Origin of the sequence: Humitalea sp. 24SJ18S-53, from assembly GCF_050632385.1 — a bacterium.
Taxonomy (GTDB): Bacteria; Pseudomonadota; Alphaproteobacteria; order Acetobacterales; family Acetobacteraceae; genus Humitalea.
This window is the reverse complement of record NZ_CP192599.1, coordinates 1,390,882-1,411,148: the sequence shown is the minus strand read 5'-3', so window position 1 is coordinate 1,411,148 and position 20,267 is coordinate 1,390,882. Positions and strand designations below refer to the sequence as shown.

Here is a 20,267-nt window from a genome sequence, read left to right as displayed (position 1 = left end):
GCCGCATGGCGGGGCTTTTCTACGAGCAGTTCGAAATCGGCATGACCTTCGACCACGCCGTGCGCCGCACCGTAACCGAGATGGACAACGTGCTCTTCTCCGCGCTGTCGCATAATCCGGCCCCGCTGCACCTCGACGAGGAATACTGCCGCGACCACACCGAATTCGGCCAGCGCATCGTCAACAGCGCCTTCACCCTGGGGCTGATGGTCGGCGTCACGGTGGGCGACACCACGCTCGGCACCACCATCGCCAATCTCGGCTGGGATGAGGTGCGCTTCCCCAAGCCGCTTTTCCACGGTGACACCGTGCATGTGAGCACGACCGTGCTGGAGATGCGCGAAAGCCGCTCCCGTCCGGAAACAGGAATCGTCATCTTCCGGCATGACGCCTTCAACCAGCGCGACGAACTCGTGGCGACCTGCAAGCGCTCGGCCCTGATGAAGAAGCAGCCCTCCGGTGGCTAAGCCACTCGACGGTCTGCGGGTTCTCGATTTCGGCAAGGTGCTGGCGGGGCCGCTGTGCACGCTCTACCTCGGCGAGATGGGGGCCGAGATCATCAAGGTCGAACAGGTCGGCACCGGCGACGAAACGCGCGGCTGGCCGCCGTTCCACGGCCCGGGGCTCGGCACCGTCTTCCTCACCGTCAACCGCAACAAGCGGAGCATCGCGCTCGACCTGAAGACGAAGGAGGGGCGCGAGATCGCCCATCGCCTGGCCGTCACGGCCGATGTCGCGATCGAAAGTTTCGGCACCGGCGTCGCCGAACGCCTCGGCATCGATGCCGATACCCTGCGCGGCCTGAACGACCGGCTGGTCTATTGCAGCATCTCCGGCTTCGGCCGCTCCGGCCCGATGAGTAGCGCACCCGGCTACGACGTCATCCTGCAAGCCTTCAGCGGCATGATGGCGCTGACGGGTGAGGATGGTGGCGGCTACGTCCGCAGCCCCGTCTCGCCAATCGACCAGATGACCGGCATGCACGCGCTGACCGGCATCCTCGCCTGCCTGGTCGAACGCGATCGCACGGGCAAGGGCGGCAAGGTGAATGTCTCCCTCTTCGACACCGCCGTCGGGCTGCTCGGCTACAACATCCACAGTTTCTGGAACAAGGGCGTGCAGCCCGCGAAATGCGGGTCGAGCCATGAGGCGCTGTGCCCCTACCAGGCCTTCGAGGCCGCCGATGGGCCGATCATGATCGGCGTCGCCAACGACAACCTCTGGCGCAAGTTCTGCGTCGTCGTCGGGCTGGAACACATCGCCGACGATCCGCGTTTCCGTACCAATGCCGACCGCGTCACGCATCGGGCCGAAACGCTGGAACTGGTGCAGGACGCTCTCGGGCGCGGCTCGGTCGCGCATTGGTATGCAGCGGTTGCCGCCGCCGGCGTCCCCTGCTCCCCGATCAACAGCCTTGGCCAGTTGCTGGCGCACCCGCACACCAAGGCATCGGGGATCGTGCTGGACTACGACCACCCGACCGCGGGTCCGCTCAATGGCATCGCCCAGCCGGTGCTGTTCAACGACGAACCGCGCAAGCCCGGCCTGCCGCCGCCGAACCTTGGCCAGCACACGACAGAGATTCTCGAAACCCTGGGCTACGGCAGCGCCGAGATCGCGCGGTTGCAAACCCAGAACATCATCGCCTGACACACGGAGGACACTGGCGTGCCGAACATCCGTTCCTGGCTCTTCATCCCAGGCGACAGCGACAGGAAGATGTCCAAGGCCGATGCGTCCGGCGCGGATGCGATCGTCCTCGATCTCGAGGATTCGGTCGCGGAGCACAATCGCCCCATCGCGCGCCAGAAAATCCGCGCCTTCCTCGACGAACGCCCACCCGCCTCACGCGACTACCAGATCTGGGTCCGCATCAATGCCCTGGATGAATCCGCGCTGATCGACCTGGCCGCGGTCGTCGGCGGCGTGCCCGACGGGATCATGCAGCCGAAGATCGACAGCCCCGCCGATGTCCAGACCCTGAGCCACTATCTGGACGCGCTGGAGGCTCGTGATGGCGTTCCCGCCGGCCATATCAAGATCGCCCCGGTCGCGACGGAAACCCCGGCCGCGCCCTTGCGGCTCGGCGAATTCGCGACCGTGAAGATCTCGCGCCTGCTCGCCATGAACTGGGGCGCGGAGGATCTCAGCGCCGCCATCGGCGCCGCCACCAACCTGGCCGAGGACGGCCGCTGGGCGCTGACCTTCCGCTGGGCCAGGTCGGTCATGCTGCTGGCCGCCAAGTCATCCGGGGCGCAGGCGGTCGAAACCGTCTATGTGAACTTCCGCGACCTCGACGGGCTGCGCGCCACCAGCCGCGCCGCCGCGCGCGAAGGCTTTACCGGCCGCGTCGCCATCCATCCCGACCAGGTCGCCATCATCAACGATGCCTTCGCGCCCTCCGCGGAAGACATCGCGCTGGCCCAGCGCATCGTCGCGGTCTTCGAAGCCCAGGGCGGCATCGGCACCATCGGCATCGACGGCGAGATGTTCGACATCCCGCACCTCAAGCGCGCCGTCAAACTCCTGGCAAGCGTCCGATGAAGGCCCTCGAAAGCGTCACGGTCCAGGCGATCGTCGAACTTGAATCGCCCTTCATGAACATCCGGGAGTTGCTGCCCGACCTGACCAGCGAGGTGCTGGAGGCAAATCGCGACTGGATGCCCAAGCGCCTCCTCGGCGACGGCGACATGGCGAATCTCGTGTTCCAGTCCTTCATCGTGAAGACCCCGCGCCAGACCATCCTGATCGATAGCTGCATCGGCAACGACAAGCACAACCGCCGCGACCTCTTCAACATGCGTCGCAACGACACCTACATGCGCGCGCTGAAGCAGGCCGGGCTGACACCCGACGACATCGATGTCGTCATGTGCACGCATCTGCACGCCGACCACGTCGGCTGGAACACCAGGCTCGACGGCAACCGCTGGGTGCCGACCTTCCCCAAGGCGCGCTACGTCTTTGGTCGCGAGGAATTCGATCACTGGACCGCGCTCCAGGGCGGCAAGCCCGAGACGGTCTACACCGAAAGCGTCCTGCCGGTCGTCGAGGCAGGACTCGCACAGATCGTCGACTACAACTTCGAACTTGAAGAAGCGATGCGCCTTCTCCCGACACCCGGCCACACCCCCGGGCACTTCGCCGTAGCCTTTGGCACCAGGCGCGACGAGTTGGTCATCACCGGCGACCTGCTGCACACCTCGATCCAACTTCGCCATCCGGAACTGTCCGTCGCCTTCGATACGGACAAGCTGTTGGCCGCCCAGTCGCGCCGCGGCCTGCTGGAAGCCTACTGCGACCAACCCACGCTGTGCTGCTTCGGCCATTTCCCCATGGCCCTGAACGGCCGCATCACCCGTTGGGAGACGGGGTTCCGCTGCGAACCAATGGCCTGAACCGACACCAAGGGAGGAACCAATAATGATAAGCCGTCGCCATCTCGCAGCCCTGGCCGCCGCCGGCCTGCCGTCGCTCGCCGTCGCGCAGTCCTACCCCACGCGCCCCATCAAGATGATCCTGCCCTTCCCCGCCGGTAGCGCCACCGATAGCGCCGCCCGCTTCGTGGCCGGCGAATTGCGCAAGAACCTCGGCCAGGCGGTCGTCGTCGAAAACCAGGTCGGCGCCGATGGCCTTATCGCCACGCAGAACGCCAAGCGTTCGCCAGCGGATGGCTATACCATCCTCGTCAGCACGAATTCCGGCCACGGGGTCAATTCGGCGATCTTCCGCGAACTGCCCTATGACCCGATCAAGGACTTCGACCCGATCGGCGGGCTGATGCGCAACCCCATGATGATCATGGTCGCGCGCAACTTCCCCGCCGATGACTTCGCCGGCTTCATGGCCATCGCCAGGGAACGCAGCGCGTCGCGGCCCCTGACCTATGGCAGCGGCAATACCTCCGGCCGCGTGCTCGGCGAATTGCTGAAGGCCACGGCGCGGGTCGACATGCTGAACGTGCCCTACCGCGGCACGCCGCAGGTCATCCAGGATCTGGTCGGCGGGCAGATCGACGTCGGTTGCCTCGATCCCGTCTCCGCCGTCGGCATGATCGCATCCGGCGACATCAAGGTCCTCGCCGTCGCCGATGCCATGCGCACACCGGCCTTGCCGAACGTGCCCACCATGGCCCAGGTCGGGCTGCCCGGCGTGGAGGTGGTGAGCTGGGCCGCCTTCTTCGTGCCCTCCGGCACCGATACCGCGATCGTCGACCGCCTCAATCGGGAGATCAACGCGATCCTCCGCTCACCACAGACGGATCAATTCATCACCACCCTCGGCGCGACGCCGATGCCGATGACGCCAGCGCAGCTGCGCACCTTCGTGGCGGCCGAAATCCCGCACTGGGCACGCCTCGTCGAAATCGCCGGCATCGAGCGCAATCGCTAGGGAGGTTGCGCCGTGGAAGGGGCTGTTCGCCCCCTCCACACCTCCCCCAACCAGGGGCCGCCGCCCCTGGACCGGCGCGATGTCATGGCAAAAGAAAGGGAGGGGCGAGACCGCGCCTCCCGCAGGGCGCATCAGTGACGCCCCTCCCTTTCTTTTGCCAAATCCCGTGGGTTCCAAGGGGCCACGGCCCCTTGGTGGGGAGAGTTTGAGAGGGGCAACGCCCCTCTCAAGGCGCCACTCCCCCAGCCTTGCCCCTGACGAAGCCTGACGGAGACCAGCACATGAGCGAAGCACACCCCGGCAAGACGCGGCGCCTCGCCGGGCGCCGCATCCTGATCTCCGGCGCGGCTTCCGGCATCGGCCGGGCGACCGCGCAGCTCTTCGCTGCCGAGGGTGCGGCCCTGGCGCTGCTCGATCGTAACGCCGATGGACTGGCCCAGGTCGCGGCCGAAACCGGTGGCCATGTCTTCCAGGTCGATATCACCGATGATGACGCCGTCGCCTCGGCCGCCGAACAGGGCGCCGCCGCCATGGGCGGCATCGATGGCGTGGTGAATGCCGCCGGGATCGCGCTGCGCGGCTCGGTCAAGGATGTCGATATCGCGGAATGGCGGCGCGTCATCGACGTGAACCTGACCGGATCCTACAGCGTCGTGCGCCATTGCCTGCCGTGGCTGGCGAAGGAAGCCTCGGCCTCCATCGTCAATATCTCCTCCGGCCAGGGCCTGCTGCCGAACATTCCGAACAGGACGGCCTATGCGGCCTCCAAGGGCGGTCTGGTGAATTTGACGCGCGCATTGGCGGCCGAACTCGCCCCGTCGATCCGGGTGAACAGCGTCTGCCCGGGGCTCGTGAACACGCCGCTGATCGCGGGCGTTCCGGGCAACCCCAATGCCTATGCGCTGCGGCGCATCGCCGAACCGATGGAGGTCGCCCAGGCCGTGCTGTTCATGATCAGCACGGACTCATCCTACGTCACCGGCGCCGCCCTTGCCGTGGACGGCGGCCGGTCGTTTCACTGACGCTTCAGGCCACCATATCCTGCGGCGGAATCGCCTCGCCCCGCGACACGCGCTCGATATTCCCAAGCCAATGCCGGATGCCCTTGGCGGAGTTCTCGTAGGCCGTGGCGGCGCAATGCGGCGTCACGATCACATTGTCCATGTGCAGCAAGGGATGATCGGGCGGCGGCGGCTCCTGGTCGAAGACATCCACGGCCGCCCCGGCGACGACCCCGCTGCGCAGGGCCTCGACCAGATCGGCCTCCACCACCACGCCACCGCGCGCCACGTTCACCAGCAGCACGCCGCGCTTCATCAGACCGAAGGCGCGGGCGTTGATGATCCCCGCGGTCTGCGGCGTCAGCGGGCAGTTCAGCGAGATGATGTCGGATTCAGCCAGCAGCGAATCCAGCGGTCGCCATTCGGCGCCCAGCTTGGCTTCCTCGGCCGCCGGCAGCCGGTTGCGGTTGTGGTACAGGATCGGGCAATCGAAAGCCGCCAGGCGCTTTGCCAATTGCAGCCCGATGCTGCCCATGCCGATGATGCCGACGGTCTTGCCCGACACCATGATGCCTTGCTTCCAGACGTCATTCTTCGCCCAGCCGCCAGCCACGGTGGTGTTGTGTGCGAAGACGATCCGCCGGGCCAAGGCCACCAGCACGCCCACGGCGAATTCCGCCACCGGCGTCGCATTGCTGCCGGTGGTGCGGGCGACCTGGATGCCACGCCCACGCGCCGCGTCCAGGTCGATGTTGTCGATGCCGACGCCCCACTTGTGCATCAGCTTCAACTTCGGCCCGGCGGCCAGCACCTCGGCCGGCACGCCGACGTCCCACCAGACGCCGTAATCGGCATAGGCCACCGCGGCCGACAGGTCCGCGACGGTGCGGCCCTTCACGGAAATGATGCGAAAGCCCGGTGAGAGCAGGCTGTTGATGATCGCCTCGATCTCATCGGAAATCGGCTGCAGCATGGCGATGGTTTGGGTCATGGCACTCTCCTGTCAGGTGGCCGGCGCATCGGGCGAAAAGCGCACGCCGGCGCGGGCCAGGCCGCCACCCAACGCCACCACGCAGCCATCGGCGCGCCAGCAGGCGGCGCCCGTCATGGCGCCGTCGTCGTCGAAGGCGATGGCATTCATACCACCGCCGATGGTCTTTACGCGCTTCACGTCATGGCCGAGCGCCGCCAGGTCCTCGACCGGCTCGATGGCCGGTTCGATCTCCAACTCCCCGCCCATGGTCCAGACACGGGGGGATTCCACCGCCTCCTGCAAGGGCATGCGGTGGTCGATCAGGTTGACGATGGCCTGCATGGCCGAGCCAAAGATCCGCAACCCGCCCGGCAGCCCCAGCGCGAACACCGGCTTCTGGTCGCGCAACACGATCATCGGCGCCATGGACGTGAACACCCGCTTGCCCGGTTCGATCGACAGCGCCCGCCCAGGATGCGGGTCGAAGTTCAGCATGTAGTTGTTGGCGATCAGCCCGGTGCCCGGCACCGCGATGCGGGCGCCGAACAGGCTGTTGATGGTCTGGGTGGTGGCGACGATGTTCCCCGCCTCATCCGCGACGGTGACATGGGTGGTATTGGCGGATTCCCGCAGCGACGGATCCGCCGTCCAGACGCCCGCCCGCTCCATGTCGATCTGCGCCCGACGCGATGCCGCGAAGGATTTCGCGATCAACCGATCCACCGGCACGTCCACGAAGGCCGGATCGGCGGTCGCCACGGCGCGGTCGGCAAAGGCGATTTTCAGCACTTCCGCCAGCAGATGCACCGACCGGGCCGAACCGAAGCCCAGGCTCGCGACATCGAACCCCTCCAGAATATTCAGCATCTGCGCGACATGCACGCCCGATGACGCCGGCGGCGGCGGCCCGAACACGTCGAAGCCGCGATAGTCGCCGTGGATGGGCATCCGTTCCAGCGGCACCGCCTCCGCCAGGTCAGCCGCCGAGACCAGCCCGCAAGCAGCCGTGATCGCCTGCCCCAAGGGGCCTTCCCAGGCGGCGGCGCCCTTGGCCGCAACCTCCCGCAGGGTCGCGCCATAATCGGCCTGGACCAGCCTTTGGCCCGCCGCGATCCTTGTGCCACCCGGCAAGAACCGCGCGGCCAGGTCGGCATCCTGCGCCAGGTCGGCCGCCGCATCGGCAATGGCGTCGGACAGGTAGGAGGTCGCCAGGAACCCCCGCTCGGCCAGGCGGATCGCCGGTTGCATCACATCATCCAGCGACCAGGTGCCATAGGCTTCCAGCGCATGGCACCAGGCCGGCAGCGCCGCCGGCACCGCGACTGCAAGGGCGCCATAGACATTGGCCCGGCCCAGAACCTCGCCCGCCTTGTCCAGCGCATACATGTCCGGGGTGGCGGCCGCCGGCGCGCGGCTCAGCCCGTCGATCACGCTGTGCCTTCCATCGGCCATGCGCAGATGCGCGACGCCCCCGCCCAGCAGCCCGACCATCATGGGTTCCACGACAGTCAGGCTGAACAGGGCGGCGATCGCGGCATCCACGGCATTGCCGCCGGCCGACAGCACCTCCGCCCCCGCCGCCGAAGCGAGCGGGTGGTTGGTGCAGACCATGCCCCGCGCGCCGCGGGCCGGCTTCTTCTGGCAGGCGCCCAGGCCGGCGATGGTCACAGCCCGGCCAGCACCTTGGCGGTCGCGCCGCTGATGTCGCCCAGCTTCTCGCCCTTGGTGCAGCGATCCTGCACCAGCAAGCCGCGCGCCTGGCGGGCGATGGCGGCACGGGCTTCTTCCTCGGCCTCGTCCGGCGGCAGGATCAGCACGCCGCTGTCGTCGCAGAGCACGGCATCGCCCGGCATCACCACCACGCCGCCGATCGACACGGGCACGTTCATCCGCCCGCCCAGGTCGTAGACACGGGTGGTGATGGGCGCGAGGCCCCGGCCATAGAGCGGGAAGTCCGATGCCTCGACCTCCTCCAGGTCGGTGCAGGGCCCATCGACGACGCCGGCCTTGGCGCCGGCGGCCTTGGCCGCGACGGTGACGCCGCCACCCCAGCAGGCGTGGCGCACATCGCCCAGCCGATCCACCACCAGCACATCGCCCGGGCGCAGCAGGCCGAGCGCGTGGTGCAGCAAGGTGCTGTCGGCGCTCGGGATCTGCACGGTCACGGCGGTGCCGGCGACGCGCTTGCCCTTCAGCATCCCCTGGATGCCGCGGTCAACGAAACCCCAGTGGCGCCAATGGCCAATGGTAGCGGTCTCGGCCTGCTCCAGCAGGGCAACAACCTCGGCGCTGATCTGGCTGGGCATCGGGCCCACGACATATTTCTGCACGGTGTTCAATCCTTGGACAGGGAGCGGGTCAGCCCCGCGGCGCGTTCGACAATCAACACGATGGCCAAAGCGATGACGATAAGAACCATGGCAAGTGCGGCGATCAGGGGATCGTTGCGGTTTTCGGCATAGCGGAACAACTCCACCGGAAGGGTGGTCAGGCGCGGTCCCACCAGGAACAGCGAGATCACCGTTTCGTCGAAGCTGACCAGGAACGCCAGGGCGGCGGCGGCAAAAAGTCCGGGCGCCGCCAGTGGCAGCGTCACCCGCACCACCGCCCGCAAGGGCGAGGCACCGAGCGTCCGGGCCGCGGCCTCCAACTCATCCGGCACCGCGGCGATGGCGGCGGTCATGATGCGCACGGCAAAGGGCACCGCCAGGGTGCAATGCGCCAGCACCAGCCCGGGCCAGGTCGCCACCAGCTTCATCGGTTGCAGCGCCAGCAGCAGCGCCAGGCCCAGCACCAGGGTCGGCAGCAACAACGGCGCCGCCAGCACCCCGGCGACCAGCCCCCGCCCAGGAAACCGCAGCCGCGCGATGGCATAGGCCGCCGGCGTGCCGATCAGCAGCGACACCACCGCCACCATCAGCGCCAGCATGCCGGAGGTCGCCAGCGCCGCCCGGATATCCTGGTTCGCCAGCAACGCCGCATACCAGCGGAGCGAAAACCCCGGCGGCGGGAAGGACAGGAAGGCGCCGGAGGAAAACGACACCACCCCCACCACCAGTGCCGGCGCCAGCAGCAGCCCGAAACCCGCGACCGCCAGCAGCCACAGCACCGGCCCCGGCCGGCGCGGCCCGGCCCGGCTCACTTCCGGGGGCTCCCGATGGCGCTGCGCAAGGCGGCCAGGGCCATCAGCCCGCCCAGCAGCAGCATCGCCAGCGCCGCCGCCGCCGGCCAATCCACCGTCTGCAACGCCAGGTCGTAGATCTCGGTCGCGATCACGAAGACCCGCCCGCCGCCCATCAGCTTTGGCGTGATGAAGGCCGAGATCCCCAGCACCAGGCACAGGATGAAGGCCGCCAGCAGCGCCGGCGCCGCCAAGGGCAAGGTCACCCGCAGAAACGCCCGGGTGCGGGAGGCCCCAAGCGTCGCCGCCGCCTCATCCAGCCGCGGGTCCAACCGCCCCAACCCCGCCAGCAGCACCAGCACGGCATAGGGCATCAGGCTTTCCGTCAGCCCGATCCACACCCCGGTCCAGTTGTTGATCAACCGCTGCGCCGGCACGCCAAGCAGCACCAGCAGCATGTTCACCAGCCCCGAATCCCCCAGGATCGCCAGCCAGCCGATAATCCGCGCGGTGCCCGACACCAGCAGCGGCGCCACCGCCGCCAGCGCCAGCGCACCGCGCCAGGCGGGCGATGCCGCGCGGATCGCCAGCACCACCGGCAGCGCCAGCGCCGCCGCCATGGCGGCACAGCCGGCCGCCAGCCACAGCGTATCGATCGCCAACCCCAGCGTCTGGTCGTCGCCCAGCAGCTTGGCATAGGTGTCGAGCGTCACGGCCTCGCGCATCGCCCCCATGTCGTCGGTGCGGTTCAGGCTGATGCGGAACAGCACCGCGACGGGCAGCAGGAATCCCAGGGCCATGACGGCCAGGGCCGGGGCCGCGAGCAGCCAGCCGATCACGCCGGAAAAACCCGCCAGGCCCCGGGCGGCAGGGTGGCGAAGAGTTTTTCGCCCGCGCGGAAGGGGGCGGCGGCGGCGACCTCGGCCAGCAGCGGCCCGATGGGCGTGTCCAGGGTGATCAGCGCCATCGCGCCCTCATAGGTGCGGGTGGCGACCGTCGCGGGCAGGTCGCCCGACTCCCCCAGCGCCACGCGATGCGGCCGGATGAAGGCCAGGGCCGCGCCGGGGGCCGGCGTCGTCTCGGCGGCGAAGGCGGTGCCGCCGATGCGGATGCGGCCCGGCGCCTCGACCACCGCATCGAAGCGCGAATTGCGCCCGACGAAGCCGGCGACGAAGGCGGTGGCCGGGTGTTCGAACAGCGCCTCCGGCGGGCCGCATTGTTCCAGCCGGCCGCGGTCCATCACCGCGACCAGGTCGGCCATGGCCAGGGCCTCGGCCTGGTCGTGGGTGACGAAGACGGCGGTGGTGCCCAGGCGGCGTTGCAGGGCGCGGATCTCCTCCCGCACGCCATCCCGCAACTGGGCGTCCAGCGCCGACAGCGGTTCGTCCAGCAGCAGCAGGTCCGGGCGGATCGCCAGGGCGCGCGCCAGCGCCACGCGCTGCTGCTGCCCGCCGGACAGCGCGCGGGGCTTGCGCGTGGCCAGCGCGGACAGGCCGACCATCGCCAGCGCCTCGGCCACCCGCGCATCGCGCTCGGCGCGGCTCAGGCGCCGGGTCTCCAGCCCAAAGCCGACATTGCCCGCCGCCGTCATATGCGGGAACAGCGCGTAGGACTGGAACACGACGCCCATGTTCCGTGCCTCCGGCGCCAACCCGGTCACGTCGCGCCCGGCGACGAGGACTTGGCCCGCATCCGCCCGCTCCAGCCCCGCGATCAGCCGCAAGGTCGTGGTCTTGCCGCAGCCCGATGGGCCGAGCAGCGCCAGCAAGGCCCCCCGCGGCACATCCAGGTTCAGCGCATCGACGGCGGGGGCATTCTTGCCGAACCGCCGCGTCAGCCCGGTCAACGAAAGATGCGTGTCAGACAGTGTACTCAAGACAGGCGTCTCCGACGCGGGGTATTCAAGACATGCCTCTCCGACACGGGGCTCAGCGGCTCGACGCCGCAACGACCTCACGCCGCCAGCGCTGGTTCCAGGCCTCCCGCAGCGGGATCATCTGCGCCCAGTCGAGCGGGATAACACGGGCACGGGACTCCGGCGCCAGGGCCGTGCGCGCCAGCGCCGCCGGGGCGACCTGCGCGTTCGCATTGGTCGGGCCGTAGTACATGCGTTCGGTGAAGGCGGCCTGCGGGCCGGCCGACAGCGCATGCGTCACGAAACGCGCCGCCCCGGCGCGGTTCTTGGCATTGGCGACGATGTTGATGGTGTTGACCTGGAACACCGTGCCCTCGGCCGGCAGCACCACGCCGATGCGGCCCTGCGACTGGTCGGCATACAATTGCGCCCGCGCGTTCCAGCCCGTGGCCAGGCGCACCTGGTCGTTCAGGATCAAGGTATAGCCATCAGGGTTGGGATTGAAGGTCTGCACCGCGGGCGCCAGTTCGCGCAGCCGCGCGATGGCGGGATTGATGTTGCGCCAGTCGCCCGACAGCGAATGGGCCAGGATCGCGGTCAGGGCCAGGCCCTGGATGTTCGGGGGTGCTGCCAGCGCGACCCGGCCGCGCTGCGCCGGGTCCCACATGGCGGCAAGGCCCGCCGGCGCGGGGCTGATCGAGCGCGTGTCGTAGACCATGACCAGGTGGTCATACAGGACCCCCGGGCCGCAGGCGCCGCCGGCGCTGCGCGCCATCGGATCCAGTTCGGCGAAGACCGGGAAGTCGGCGGCGTTCAACGGTTCGACCAGGCCCTCGGCGCAGGCTTGGGCCGCCACGGTCACATCCATGATCACGACATCGACCTGCGGATCGGCCCGCTGGGCGCGCAGGGTGCCCAGCATCTGCGCGCTGGTGACCGCCTCGGCATATTGCACCGGGCCGAAGGGGGCCGTCACGACCTCGGAATAATTGTCCCGGAAGATCCCGGAATAGGCCAGGAGCGTGACCGGGGCGGGCGTTGCGGGCCCCTGGGCGATCGCGGGCGTCGCGATCGCCAGGGCGGCAAGGCAGGTGAGCAGAGGGCGCATGTCGGTTCCCCAGAAGAATGCCGGACGCTCGCACGCGGGCCGCGGCCGGGCAATCAAACCTAAGGCGGGAATCGCAGCCAGTGGGACGGCATTGCCCGCCATGGAACGCGGGCCGGGGCAGTTAGGTGATTTGCGCGCAAGGGGCTGTCATTGCCGCATGACGCCGCAACCGGCCAACACGATCATGCGAGAATGGCCCACCAGGCCCAATCGGAGCCTCGACAGTGCCGGGGTCCTACAGCGATCATTTCTAGTCCGTTACCGCGAACGAAGGAAAAGCACCTTCGCATGCTCCAATGAACGCGCCCCCCCGATCCGTGTCGCGTCGCGACATCGCAGTCCTTGCCGGTGTTCTGGCCCTCATCGCCGCCATCCTTGCGGTCACCCATAAATCACCGACGGCCTGGGCCGCGGAGTGCACGCGACTGGCGGCGCACCCGGACGAACGCCTTGCAACGGGCGGCGTCCCGATCAGCAACATCAGCGTGGCGGAGGCCCGCACGGCGTGCCGAACCGCCGTCGAGAAGCTCGACCGTCCAGAGCTTCACTATCGCTATGGCAGAGCGCTGACGGCCGGGACACCAACAGATGCGGACAAGGCACTCGCGTTCCGGCACGCGCAGATCGCATATGATCGGCAATGGGCGATGGCAGCGGTCCTGCTCGCCAATATTCACGCAGACGGGCGCGGCGTGCCGTTGAATCCCGATCTGGCCCTACGGCTTCTGGAGCCCGCGATTGATCGAAGTGTGCCCTCGGCCTTGTGGCTCGCGGCGTCGATAGAGCTTCGGCAAGCAGGCAATGCAGCACGGCAAGAACGCGGCGTCGCCCTGATGGAGCGTGCTGGGGCGGGCGGTGCGGCCGGGGCCTACGCATACATCGGAGATTTCTTCCTGCGGTCAGGCAACCCCCGTCGCGCTATCGCCGCTTACGCGCAGGCAGATGCCGCTGGGGAGCGTGAAGGCGCCTACGGGCTGGGGATGGCCCACAACCAATTGCGCCAATATGTCGAGGCAGCGCAGCACTACCAGCGTGCCGCGAACCTGGGCCTACCCGGCGCGCAGTCCGCCCTTGCCTTCTACTTCTACCAAGGACGCGGGGGGTTGCGGCAAAGCCATCCAGATGCCCTCGCTTGGGCGTTGCGCGCATCCCAGGGCGGCGAGCGAGATGGCCAGTATCTTGCTGGATACATGTATTTCCATGCCGAAGGCGTGGCCAAGGACGCCCTGACCGCCGAACGCCATCTGCAACTCGCGGTCGCGCAGAACCATACGGAGGCGCGCCGGCTGTACGAGCAACAGGTTCGTCCTTTCGCCACCGCACTGCGCCAGATGCCGAGCGGAAGCGCGGTAGGGTGTGTCGAGACGCGGACCTCTGCCTACGACCGAAACTTCCATGAGTATTTCAACCGCTGCAGCCACCGATTGAATACACAGGTCTGCAGCCGCTTCCTTGCAGGCGAGATTTTCAGCCTCTTTGATGGACGCAATCGGGAAACGTGCACCGTCAGGCAAGTCCCCGCCCAGGCCTATATCGACAGCCGTTTCGGCGCGGACGAGAACAGCTCGATCCTTCGTATCGCGATCTCGCAATCCCACGTGTGGATCGCATCCTGTTACTTCCCCCTGACCCCAAGGCGAGAAGGCAATCAATTTTCATGCGTCCAATAAAACGCAGATCGCGGCCCTTGCCCTTGTATTTCATGACAAAACCACATCCTTATTGTGCAACAAAAGAAATGCAGCCGCTGGAGGCTCACCTATGAGGGGCGGTCGCCGCGAACTGTTGTCTATGCTCTTTCTTCTCCTTTTGACGGGTTGCTTCGAATCGGGAAGCCCCGCTTTCTCACAGGGCTCCGCGGTTCCGATCACAGGCCTGCCCGAGCGTTTTCAGCTTGTGGCCGTGCAGGAGGACGGCAGTTTATCCGTAGAGCGGGGCAAATTGACGACAATCATGACAGTGCAGCGCCGAAACGGTATCTATCAGGTGGATTGGGATGGCGGTGACCGGCCGACCATGTTGTTGGACTTGCTCATCGTCGCCCCGTTCCCGGGTCCGAACCTTTATCTCGCTCAGGCGCAGGTTAGGCCAGGAACGAGCCAGAACGTGTCGAGAAGCGTATATCATTACGCCGGCATCCAGGTTTCGAACGGTCACATCTCTTTCAGCACGTTCATGAACGCAAGCAATGCTCTCAATATGGTACCGCGGCCAGGCGGACCGATCGAACTGCGCGGCGATACATGGAACTTCAGGAACGCCGACGACCTTGTAGCGACTGCCAGATCCTATCTGGATCGTGCCGGCAACCAAGCTTGGGTGGTGAGATTACGCATCGTCGCCACACCGTCCGACGTGTCGCGCTTGCAGCGGGAGATGCGTGAACGCAACATCACCGCTCCGCCGCGATAGCAGCCAGTACCTGCCACTGGCCACGAATGAAAGGCGCTCGGGCTCGCTCCAGTTCATTGGAAAACGGCGATAGAAATCGCGCTGGGCGGGCGACCAACTGCGATTTCGATGTCACGCCAAGAACGCAGCGTGCTTTTTCGCAATTCCATGGGTCGCCGGCGTCACCAGCCGCCGGACCGAGGTTCGGATTGTTTATAAGTCCCTCGCCTCGCCTTTACGGAGGCCTGCAGAATACCGGATTTTTCCTCGCCGTTCAGCGCGTTCGGGGATGTCCCAGGCGTCGAACACAAAATGGCGCGCCTATCCGGCGACGAGTCGAACCGGATATTCGCCGAATTGGCCGAATGGGAGCAAGTGCTCCGCGATACGTCGTTAGCCAGGCCAAACCCTCCCTCGTTGTGACGGGGGGCGGCCATGTCTCTCCCTCAAACCTTCCACGCGGCGTCCAACGGTGGTCCAGTCACCGTCCCGAAGCCGCGCCTCCCGCCGTTCAGCCTGCGCCTGTCAGAGGCTGAACGCGCCCGCCTGACCGATGAGGCCAAGGGTGCGCCGCTTGGCTCTTACATCAAGGCGAAGGTTCTAGGTTCGGCCCTGCCTGTGCGGCTGCGCCGCAGTGGTCTTGCCGTCGAAGACCGGCAAGCGCTGGCCCAGGCCCTCGCGCTGCTTGGGGCCTCGCGCCTGTCCAGCAATGTCAATCAGCTCGCAAGGCTCGCGAATATCGGCGCGCTGCCCGTCACTCTGGAACTTGAGACCGAACTTTCGGCGGCCCTGGCCGATATCCGGTCCATTCGCTGCCTGCTGGTCGCCGCGCTCGGTCTCAAGGCCGAAGGGGGCAGCGAATGATCCTCAAAGGCTCCCAGCGCAGCGGCGGGGCGGACCTGGCCGCCCACCTCCTGCGCACCGATGATAATGAGCATGTCCGCGTCCATGAGCTGCGCGGCTTCGTCGCGGACAATCTGAGCGGAGCCTTCAAGGAGGCGGAAGCGATCAGTCGCGGCACGAAGTGCCGCCAGTATCTCTTCTCTCTATCTTTAAGCCCGCCGGAAGCGGCGCGCGTATCGGTCGCCGATTTTGAAGCGGCGATTGACCGGATCGAGACGCGGCTCGGCCTCGATAACCAGCCCCGCGCCATCATCTTCCATGAGAAGGAAGGCCGTCGCCATGCGCATTGCGTGTGGTCGCGCATCGACGCGCAGACCATGACAGCGCGGCCCGTCTCCTTCTTTAAGAACAAGCTGATGGAGGTCTCGCGCGGCCTCTACCTCGATCACGGTTGGCAGATGCCAAACGGGATCGCGGCCAAGGGGGACCGCAACCCGACGAATTTCACACTGGCCGAGTGGCAGCAGGCGAAGCGGCAGGGGATGGACCCGCGCTGGACCAAGGAAGCCGTCCAGGCGTGCTGGAAGCAATCTGACAACCGGCAATCCTTCGAGCGCAGCCTTCAGGCGCGCGGCTTCTTCCTGGCAAAGGGCGATAAGCGCGGCTTCGTCGTCCTCGATCATATGGGCGAGGTGCAGTCGCTCCCGCGCGTCCTGGACCTGAAGACCAAAGAGGTCCGCGCCCGCCTGGGCGATGGCGATGGTCTAAAATCGGTTGCCGAGACGAGCGAGGCCATCGCGAAGCGCATGCGCCCCGCGATCCGCCGCCATATCGATGAAAGCCGGGAGCGCTTCGCCAAACGGTCCGCGACACTCGGGGCGGTGAAGGAAGAGATGACGCGCGGCCACCGTAAGGCGCGCGCGGAGCTTGATGGTCAACTCGATAAGGATTGGCTGGCGGCGTCGCGGGAGCGGGCGGCGCGGCTGCCGAAGGGGCTGCTCGGCATCTGGCACCGCATCACGGGCAAGTATCAGGAAGTCCGCGCGCAATCCGAACGCGAGGCGGAACGCCTGCGCGAGCGGCAGGAAGCGCAGCGGCAAAAGCTGATCGATCAGCAGCGCGAAGAGCGCGCCGCTCTCCAAGCTGAGTTCAAAGACCTCCGCAAAGAGCAAGCCGCCCAGCTGCGCGATCTGCGGAGCGATGTGGGCCGCTTCCTGAAGTTCTCGAACGGTGAAGGCCGCGAGGCGTCGCAATCGCGCGGCGTCGATCTCGGCCTATCGCTCCGGAGATAGCAACCAAAAACCGAAGGAGTTAATGCTACATGAACCAACAAAACAATGAGAACAGCGCGGCGATCTTCGCTATCGCTGTCGTCATGGCTGTTATCATCACGGTCGCGGCGGTCCTCTTCATGGCGGCGGCGTTCATTTGTTTTGTGATGACGATTGTTTGCCTCTTCGCTTGGAACAAGCCCATCGTCATTCGGAATGAAGTTTGGGTTGAGCCTGTTGATGCCAGAAGCTTTGTTCGTCGCGGACTGGCGGGGGCGTTTCTCCTACCGGCCTTTGCGATCTTCTGCGAGATTGTGCTCGGGGTGTATGTTCGCGGCGATGCGCTGCCCTACCTGATTATGGGCGGCTATATCGCTGGATCGCTCGGCATCGAAATTCTGATTCAGCAGGTACTCGACGCGGAGAAGGCCCAGCAGGTGGAAGTCCTTCCGCCGCAGATCGAGACCCGCGCCCAATCTCAACAGCAAGCGCGCCTGGATCGCCCGCCGTTTGAATTTGCTGACTGGGACGATGAGGGGCCGGGACGATGAGCGTCCGGAAGATTGTCGAGCTTTATCAGTTCTTCTGGATGTTTGAATCCCACGCGCAGCAGCGTCTGGCGTGGGAGGATGCGGCGCAAGCCCGGATCGCGCGCATGCGCGCCGAAGCGCAAGCGGCAGCGCAGCTTCGCGCCATGCTGAACGCGAACCCGTCAGGAGCGCTCGGCAATGCGCGCCTGAACGATTGGGAGAATCTCGAACGCTCGGGGCTGCTATGAATGAGATCATCGCGCCGCGCTCCGCCGTGAGGCGCGGGATTGAGCTGGGCTTCGCGGAAGGCCGCGCGCTTGTCTATGACGGCACCGAACCCGTTGCGATTGACGCGCAGGCGGGCAAAGGGAAGCTGACGCGGTTCCTCGGCGTCAATCTGGTCTCGCCCCGCACGGCGCACCTGACCAAGATCATCACGGACCCCAAGGACGCAGAGCTTGCCTGGGTGTCATGGAAGACGTTAGAGCGGCAAGGCTACAGGGTGCGCTTCATCAATCCGGGCCGCCTCTATGGCTATCCGACCGAGACGTTCAACTTCAACACGCGGCTCCTGGAAGTCGCGGCGCAACCCGCGCTGCGATCCATCGTCGGCGAGGCCGCTTATGATGCCGCAAGCTATCTGGTGCCGATTGATCCGGATGCGCGGCACCGTTGGATCGGTCAGGGAGTGCGCACAGCCTTCGCCCTCTACAATAAGATCGCGGCGCTTTATCCGTCTGAGCGGTGGGCTTGCGCGCCAGGTGGTCTATGGGACTTCTTCGGGCGCGGGCGCGAAGAGATCGCGGATGATCTGCTCGTCTGGGCGTCGGACTCCCGGATGCAGGATGATTCCGGCATGTGCCGCCAGATTGCGAGCCTGACGGAATCGCGAGACCAGTGGAACGCGTATTCCTCGGTCATCATCGAGCGGTTGCAAGGCTTTCAGCCGGGGACGGCGGGGCGAGCGGCGACGGATTCCAATTCCTTCGACCCTGCCGATATGAAGCATGAGCGCACCGCGCTCTTCATCATCGGCAACGCGCGGAGCGATACCAGCCGAACCTTTGTCGGCGCGATGATGGCGGCGGTCGTTGAACGCTTTGCGGATGCGCATGGGCCATTGCGCGCGCTCGTCGTCGGGGAAGAGTGGGGGCAGCTCTACGTCTCCAACTTCTATGAAATCCTGACCCTCTACCGCCAGGGCGGGATCAACTTCCTTGGGGTCTTTCAGAACGCGGCGGCGCAGATCGAGACCAGGTATGGAAAGGAGACTGCGCGCATCTGGAGGAAGGCGGTCGCACACACGCTTTATCGGGGACTGCCCGACACCGATACGCTGCGCGAGATCGAGCATCGTTCGGGCAAGACTTCGGTGATGGTGCGCGGCTTCAACGTCTCGGCCAGTCAGGTGGCGGGATCAGGTGACAACCTGGTCGAACAGGCGCGGCCTGTGCTTCAGGTGGAGGATATCCGCGAGGCGACCGGCGGGGAGCTTGGGCTGCTGGACTCCCGCGACCATGGGTTCTTCACGGTGGAGATGCCGAACTTCTGGGAGCGGCCAGGGATGGCGGGGTATCTGCGTGATGTGCGGAACAAGCCGGACAAATTCGAATGGCTATTGAACGCGGAGAGGGTGCTCCGGTGATCGCGGCGGCAATCAAATCAGAGGTTCATCGGGCCGGCGAATTTTTGCACGATGGCCATGGGCGGCTTACGCCGCCCGCGCCTCGCGCATCGGTTCCGCTTGGTTCTGCACCTGAAGTCGGCTGAGGTAATCCGCCGCGCGCTGGGCATAGGCGGCGGCTGAGAAGATGGCGCGCTTGTCGGCCTTCAGCACTTTCAGCCAATGCGCGATATAGGCCGCGTGATCTGCCCGCGGTTCCGGGGTCAGGTCGAGATCTACGGACAGGAACGCCGCGCCCAGCTCGGCAACCAGCTCCTCCATCGCATAGCCTTCATCACCCCAGCGCTTGCGCCCGAAATCCCGATCCAGCCTGGAAGGGTGCCGCGTCCAGTGTGTCACCTCATGCGCGAGGGTCACGTAGTAGCTCTCCGCGTCCTTGAAGGTCTCGAACGGGGGCATCTGCACGCGATCTTCCGTGACGCTGTAGAATGCCATGTTTCCGCCGTGGCGGATGCTCGCTCCGCTGGCTGAGAAGAACGCTTCGGCCTTGGCGATCCGCTGCACGGGATCGAGGCGCGGCGCGGCCGGGGTGTAGAAGTGCGCGGGCAGGCCGTCGATCTGCTCCACGTTGAAGACGGTGTATCCCTTTATGAAGGGGATTTCCTCTTCGACCTCCTGCCCGCTGCTCTCATCCGTGCCGGTGCGGGTGATGGTGGAAGCGAAGACCACAAGGCTGCCGGTCTCGCCCTTCCTCACCTGCGCGCCCAATTCCTGCGCCTGGCGGTAGGTCATCCAGATGGGCGCGGTATAGCCTGCCGCCACGGCGGCGGACCAAAGCATGACCACGTTGATCCCCCGATAGGGCTGGCCATTGTGCCGCAAGGGCCGGGTGATCCGCCCCGCTGCGTGCTCGGCATTCCAGGGCTTGAACCAGGGCCGCTCGCCCTGCTCCAGGTCAGTGATGATTCGGGCCGTCACTCTCTCATAAATATCTGTTTTCATTTCATTTCTCCTAGTGGGTTGCGCATGCAACCCGACTAGGCCCGCGCCAATGAGCGGGGGGATGCGGTCAAGGCCGATCCCGGCGGAGGGGGATCACCCGTCCTGCACGAAGCCGAAGGCGAAGGAAGGTCGGGGATACCGCCGGGATCGCCCGAA

Annotated in this window: 21 protein-coding genes; 13 read left to right on the top strand and 8 right to left on the bottom strand. The window is 66.4% G+C overall.

Features of this window, described 5'->3' with window-relative positions; translation table 11 throughout:
* Window positions 1-5: 5 nt before the first annotated feature.
* The 6 genes from ACQW02_RS06890 to ACQW02_RS06865 all read left to right on the top strand — a co-directional run bounded on the left by ACQW02_RS06890 (window position 6) and on the right by ACQW02_RS06865 (window position 5,414).
* Entirely contained in the window at window positions 6-467 is a 462-nt protein-coding gene (locus ACQW02_RS06890; protein WP_431284524.1) for a MaoC family dehydratase, read from the top strand.
* A complete protein-coding gene (locus ACQW02_RS06885; RefSeq protein ID WP_431284523.1) occupies window positions 460-1,650 on the top strand; it encodes a CaiB/BaiF CoA transferase family protein in 1,191 nt (396 codons plus the stop codon). The genes ACQW02_RS06890 and ACQW02_RS06885 overlap by 8 nt, the downstream gene beginning before the upstream one ends.
* A gap of 18 nt (window positions 1,651-1,668) precedes the next feature.
* Window positions 1,669-2,544: an HpcH/HpaI aldolase/citrate lyase family protein gene (locus tag ACQW02_RS06880; protein ID WP_431284522.1), complete on the top strand. Its 876-nt coding sequence runs from the start codon at window positions 1,669-1,671 to the stop codon at window positions 2,542-2,544.
* Window positions 2,541-3,398 carry an MBL fold metallo-hydrolase gene (locus tag ACQW02_RS06875; RefSeq protein WP_431284521.1) on the top strand — a complete coding sequence of 286 codons (858 nt, stop codon included), beginning with the start codon at window positions 2,541-2,543 and terminating at the stop codon, window positions 3,396-3,398. Before ACQW02_RS06880 ends, ACQW02_RS06875 begins: the two co-directional genes overlap by 4 nt.
* Window positions 3,399-3,423: 25 nt before the next feature.
* Entirely contained in the window at window positions 3,424-4,392 is a 969-nt protein-coding gene (locus ACQW02_RS06870) for a Bug family tripartite tricarboxylate transporter substrate binding protein (protein ID WP_431284520.1), read from the top strand.
* Window positions 4,393-4,673: 281 nt separating this feature from the next.
* Complete coding sequence (locus ACQW02_RS06865; protein WP_431284519.1) at window positions 4,674-5,414, top strand: SDR family NAD(P)-dependent oxidoreductase; 741 nt, start codon at window positions 4,674-4,676, stop codon at window positions 5,412-5,414.
* Between the two features lie 4 nt (window positions 5,415-5,418).
* On the opposite strand, the gene ACQW02_RS06860 is transcribed toward ACQW02_RS06865, so the two are convergent.
* The 7 genes from ACQW02_RS06860 to ACQW02_RS06830 are packed head-to-tail and all read right to left on the bottom strand — an operon-like array spanning window position 5,419 to window position 12,450.
* Window positions 5,419-6,384, bottom strand: coding sequence for a 2-hydroxyacid dehydrogenase (locus ACQW02_RS06860; RefSeq protein WP_431284518.1), 966 nt, complete (start codon window positions 6,382-6,384; stop codon window positions 5,419-5,421).
* A gap of 12 nt (window positions 6,385-6,396) precedes the next feature.
* The gene (gene ggt / locus ACQW02_RS06855; RefSeq protein WP_431284517.1) at window positions 6,397-8,034 is read right to left on the bottom strand and encodes a gamma-glutamyltransferase; all 1,638 of its coding nucleotides are present in this window, start codon (window positions 8,032-8,034) and stop codon (window positions 6,397-6,399) included.
* The gene (locus ACQW02_RS06850; RefSeq protein ID WP_431284516.1) at window positions 8,031-8,696 is read right to left on the bottom strand and encodes an RraA family protein; all 666 of its coding nucleotides are present in this window, start codon (window positions 8,694-8,696) and stop codon (window positions 8,031-8,033) included. Before ACQW02_RS06850 ends, ggt begins: the two co-directional genes overlap by 4 nt.
* A gap of 5 nt (window positions 8,697-8,701) precedes the next feature.
* Complete coding sequence (locus tag ACQW02_RS06845; RefSeq protein ID WP_431284515.1) at window positions 8,702-9,508, bottom strand: ABC transporter permease; 807 nt, start codon at window positions 9,506-9,508, stop codon at window positions 8,702-8,704.
* Window positions 9,505-10,326 (bottom strand): ABC transporter permease, encoded by an 822-nt coding sequence (locus tag ACQW02_RS06840; RefSeq protein ID WP_431284514.1) that lies wholly within the window; start codon window positions 10,324-10,326, stop codon window positions 9,505-9,507. The genes ACQW02_RS06845 and ACQW02_RS06840 overlap by 4 nt, the downstream gene beginning before the upstream one ends.
* Window positions 10,323-11,363 (bottom strand): ABC transporter ATP-binding protein, encoded by a 1,041-nt coding sequence (locus ACQW02_RS06835; RefSeq protein WP_431284513.1) that lies wholly within the window; start codon window positions 11,361-11,363, stop codon window positions 10,323-10,325. Before ACQW02_RS06835 ends, ACQW02_RS06840 begins: the two co-directional genes overlap by 4 nt.
* A gap of 52 nt (window positions 11,364-11,415) precedes the next feature.
* Window positions 11,416-12,450: an extracellular solute-binding protein gene (locus ACQW02_RS06830; RefSeq protein ID WP_431284512.1), complete on the bottom strand. Its 1,035-nt coding sequence runs from the start codon at window positions 12,448-12,450 to the stop codon at window positions 11,416-11,418.
* Window positions 12,451-12,746: 296 nt separating this feature from the next.
* On the opposite strand from ACQW02_RS06830, the gene ACQW02_RS06825 reads away from it, so the two are divergent.
* From ACQW02_RS06825 to ACQW02_RS06795, 7 genes are all read left to right on the top strand, one after another.
* Entirely contained in the window at window positions 12,747-14,120 is a 1,374-nt protein-coding gene (locus ACQW02_RS06825; protein WP_431284511.1) for a tetratricopeptide repeat protein, read from the top strand.
* Between the two features lie 121 nt (window positions 14,121-14,241).
* The gene (locus ACQW02_RS06820; RefSeq protein WP_431284510.1) at window positions 14,242-14,862 is read left to right on the top strand and encodes a hypothetical protein; all 621 of its coding nucleotides are present in this window, start codon (window positions 14,242-14,244) and stop codon (window positions 14,860-14,862) included.
* A gap of 414 nt (window positions 14,863-15,276) precedes the next feature.
* Window positions 15,277-15,705: a hypothetical protein gene (locus ACQW02_RS06815; protein ID WP_431284509.1), complete on the top strand. Its 429-nt coding sequence runs from the start codon at window positions 15,277-15,279 to the stop codon at window positions 15,703-15,705.
* Window positions 15,702-16,976, top strand: coding sequence for a relaxase/mobilization nuclease domain-containing protein (locus tag ACQW02_RS06810; RefSeq protein WP_431284508.1), 1,275 nt, complete (start codon window positions 15,702-15,704; stop codon window positions 16,974-16,976). Before ACQW02_RS06815 ends, ACQW02_RS06810 begins: the two co-directional genes overlap by 4 nt.
* Window positions 16,977-17,005: 29 nt before the next feature.
* Window positions 17,006-17,506: a hypothetical protein gene (locus tag ACQW02_RS06805; RefSeq protein ID WP_431284507.1), complete on the top strand. Its 501-nt coding sequence runs from the start codon at window positions 17,006-17,008 to the stop codon at window positions 17,504-17,506.
* Complete coding sequence (locus tag ACQW02_RS06800) at window positions 17,503-17,733, top strand: hypothetical protein (protein WP_431284506.1); 231 nt, start codon at window positions 17,503-17,505, stop codon at window positions 17,731-17,733. Before ACQW02_RS06805 ends, ACQW02_RS06800 begins: the two co-directional genes overlap by 4 nt.
* Window positions 17,730-19,130, top strand: a complete 1,401-nt coding sequence (locus tag ACQW02_RS06795) for a type IV secretory system conjugative DNA transfer family protein (protein WP_431284505.1) — start codon at window positions 17,730-17,732, stop codon at window positions 19,128-19,130. Before ACQW02_RS06800 ends, ACQW02_RS06795 begins: the two co-directional genes overlap by 4 nt.
* Before the next feature lie 66 nt (window positions 19,131-19,196).
* Here ACQW02_RS06795 and ACQW02_RS06790 read toward each other — a convergent pair whose 3' ends face one another.
* Entirely contained in the window at window positions 19,197-20,111 is a 915-nt protein-coding gene (locus ACQW02_RS06790; protein WP_431284504.1) for an ArdC family protein, read from the bottom strand.
* Between the last annotated feature and the right edge of the window lie 156 nt (window positions 20,112-20,267).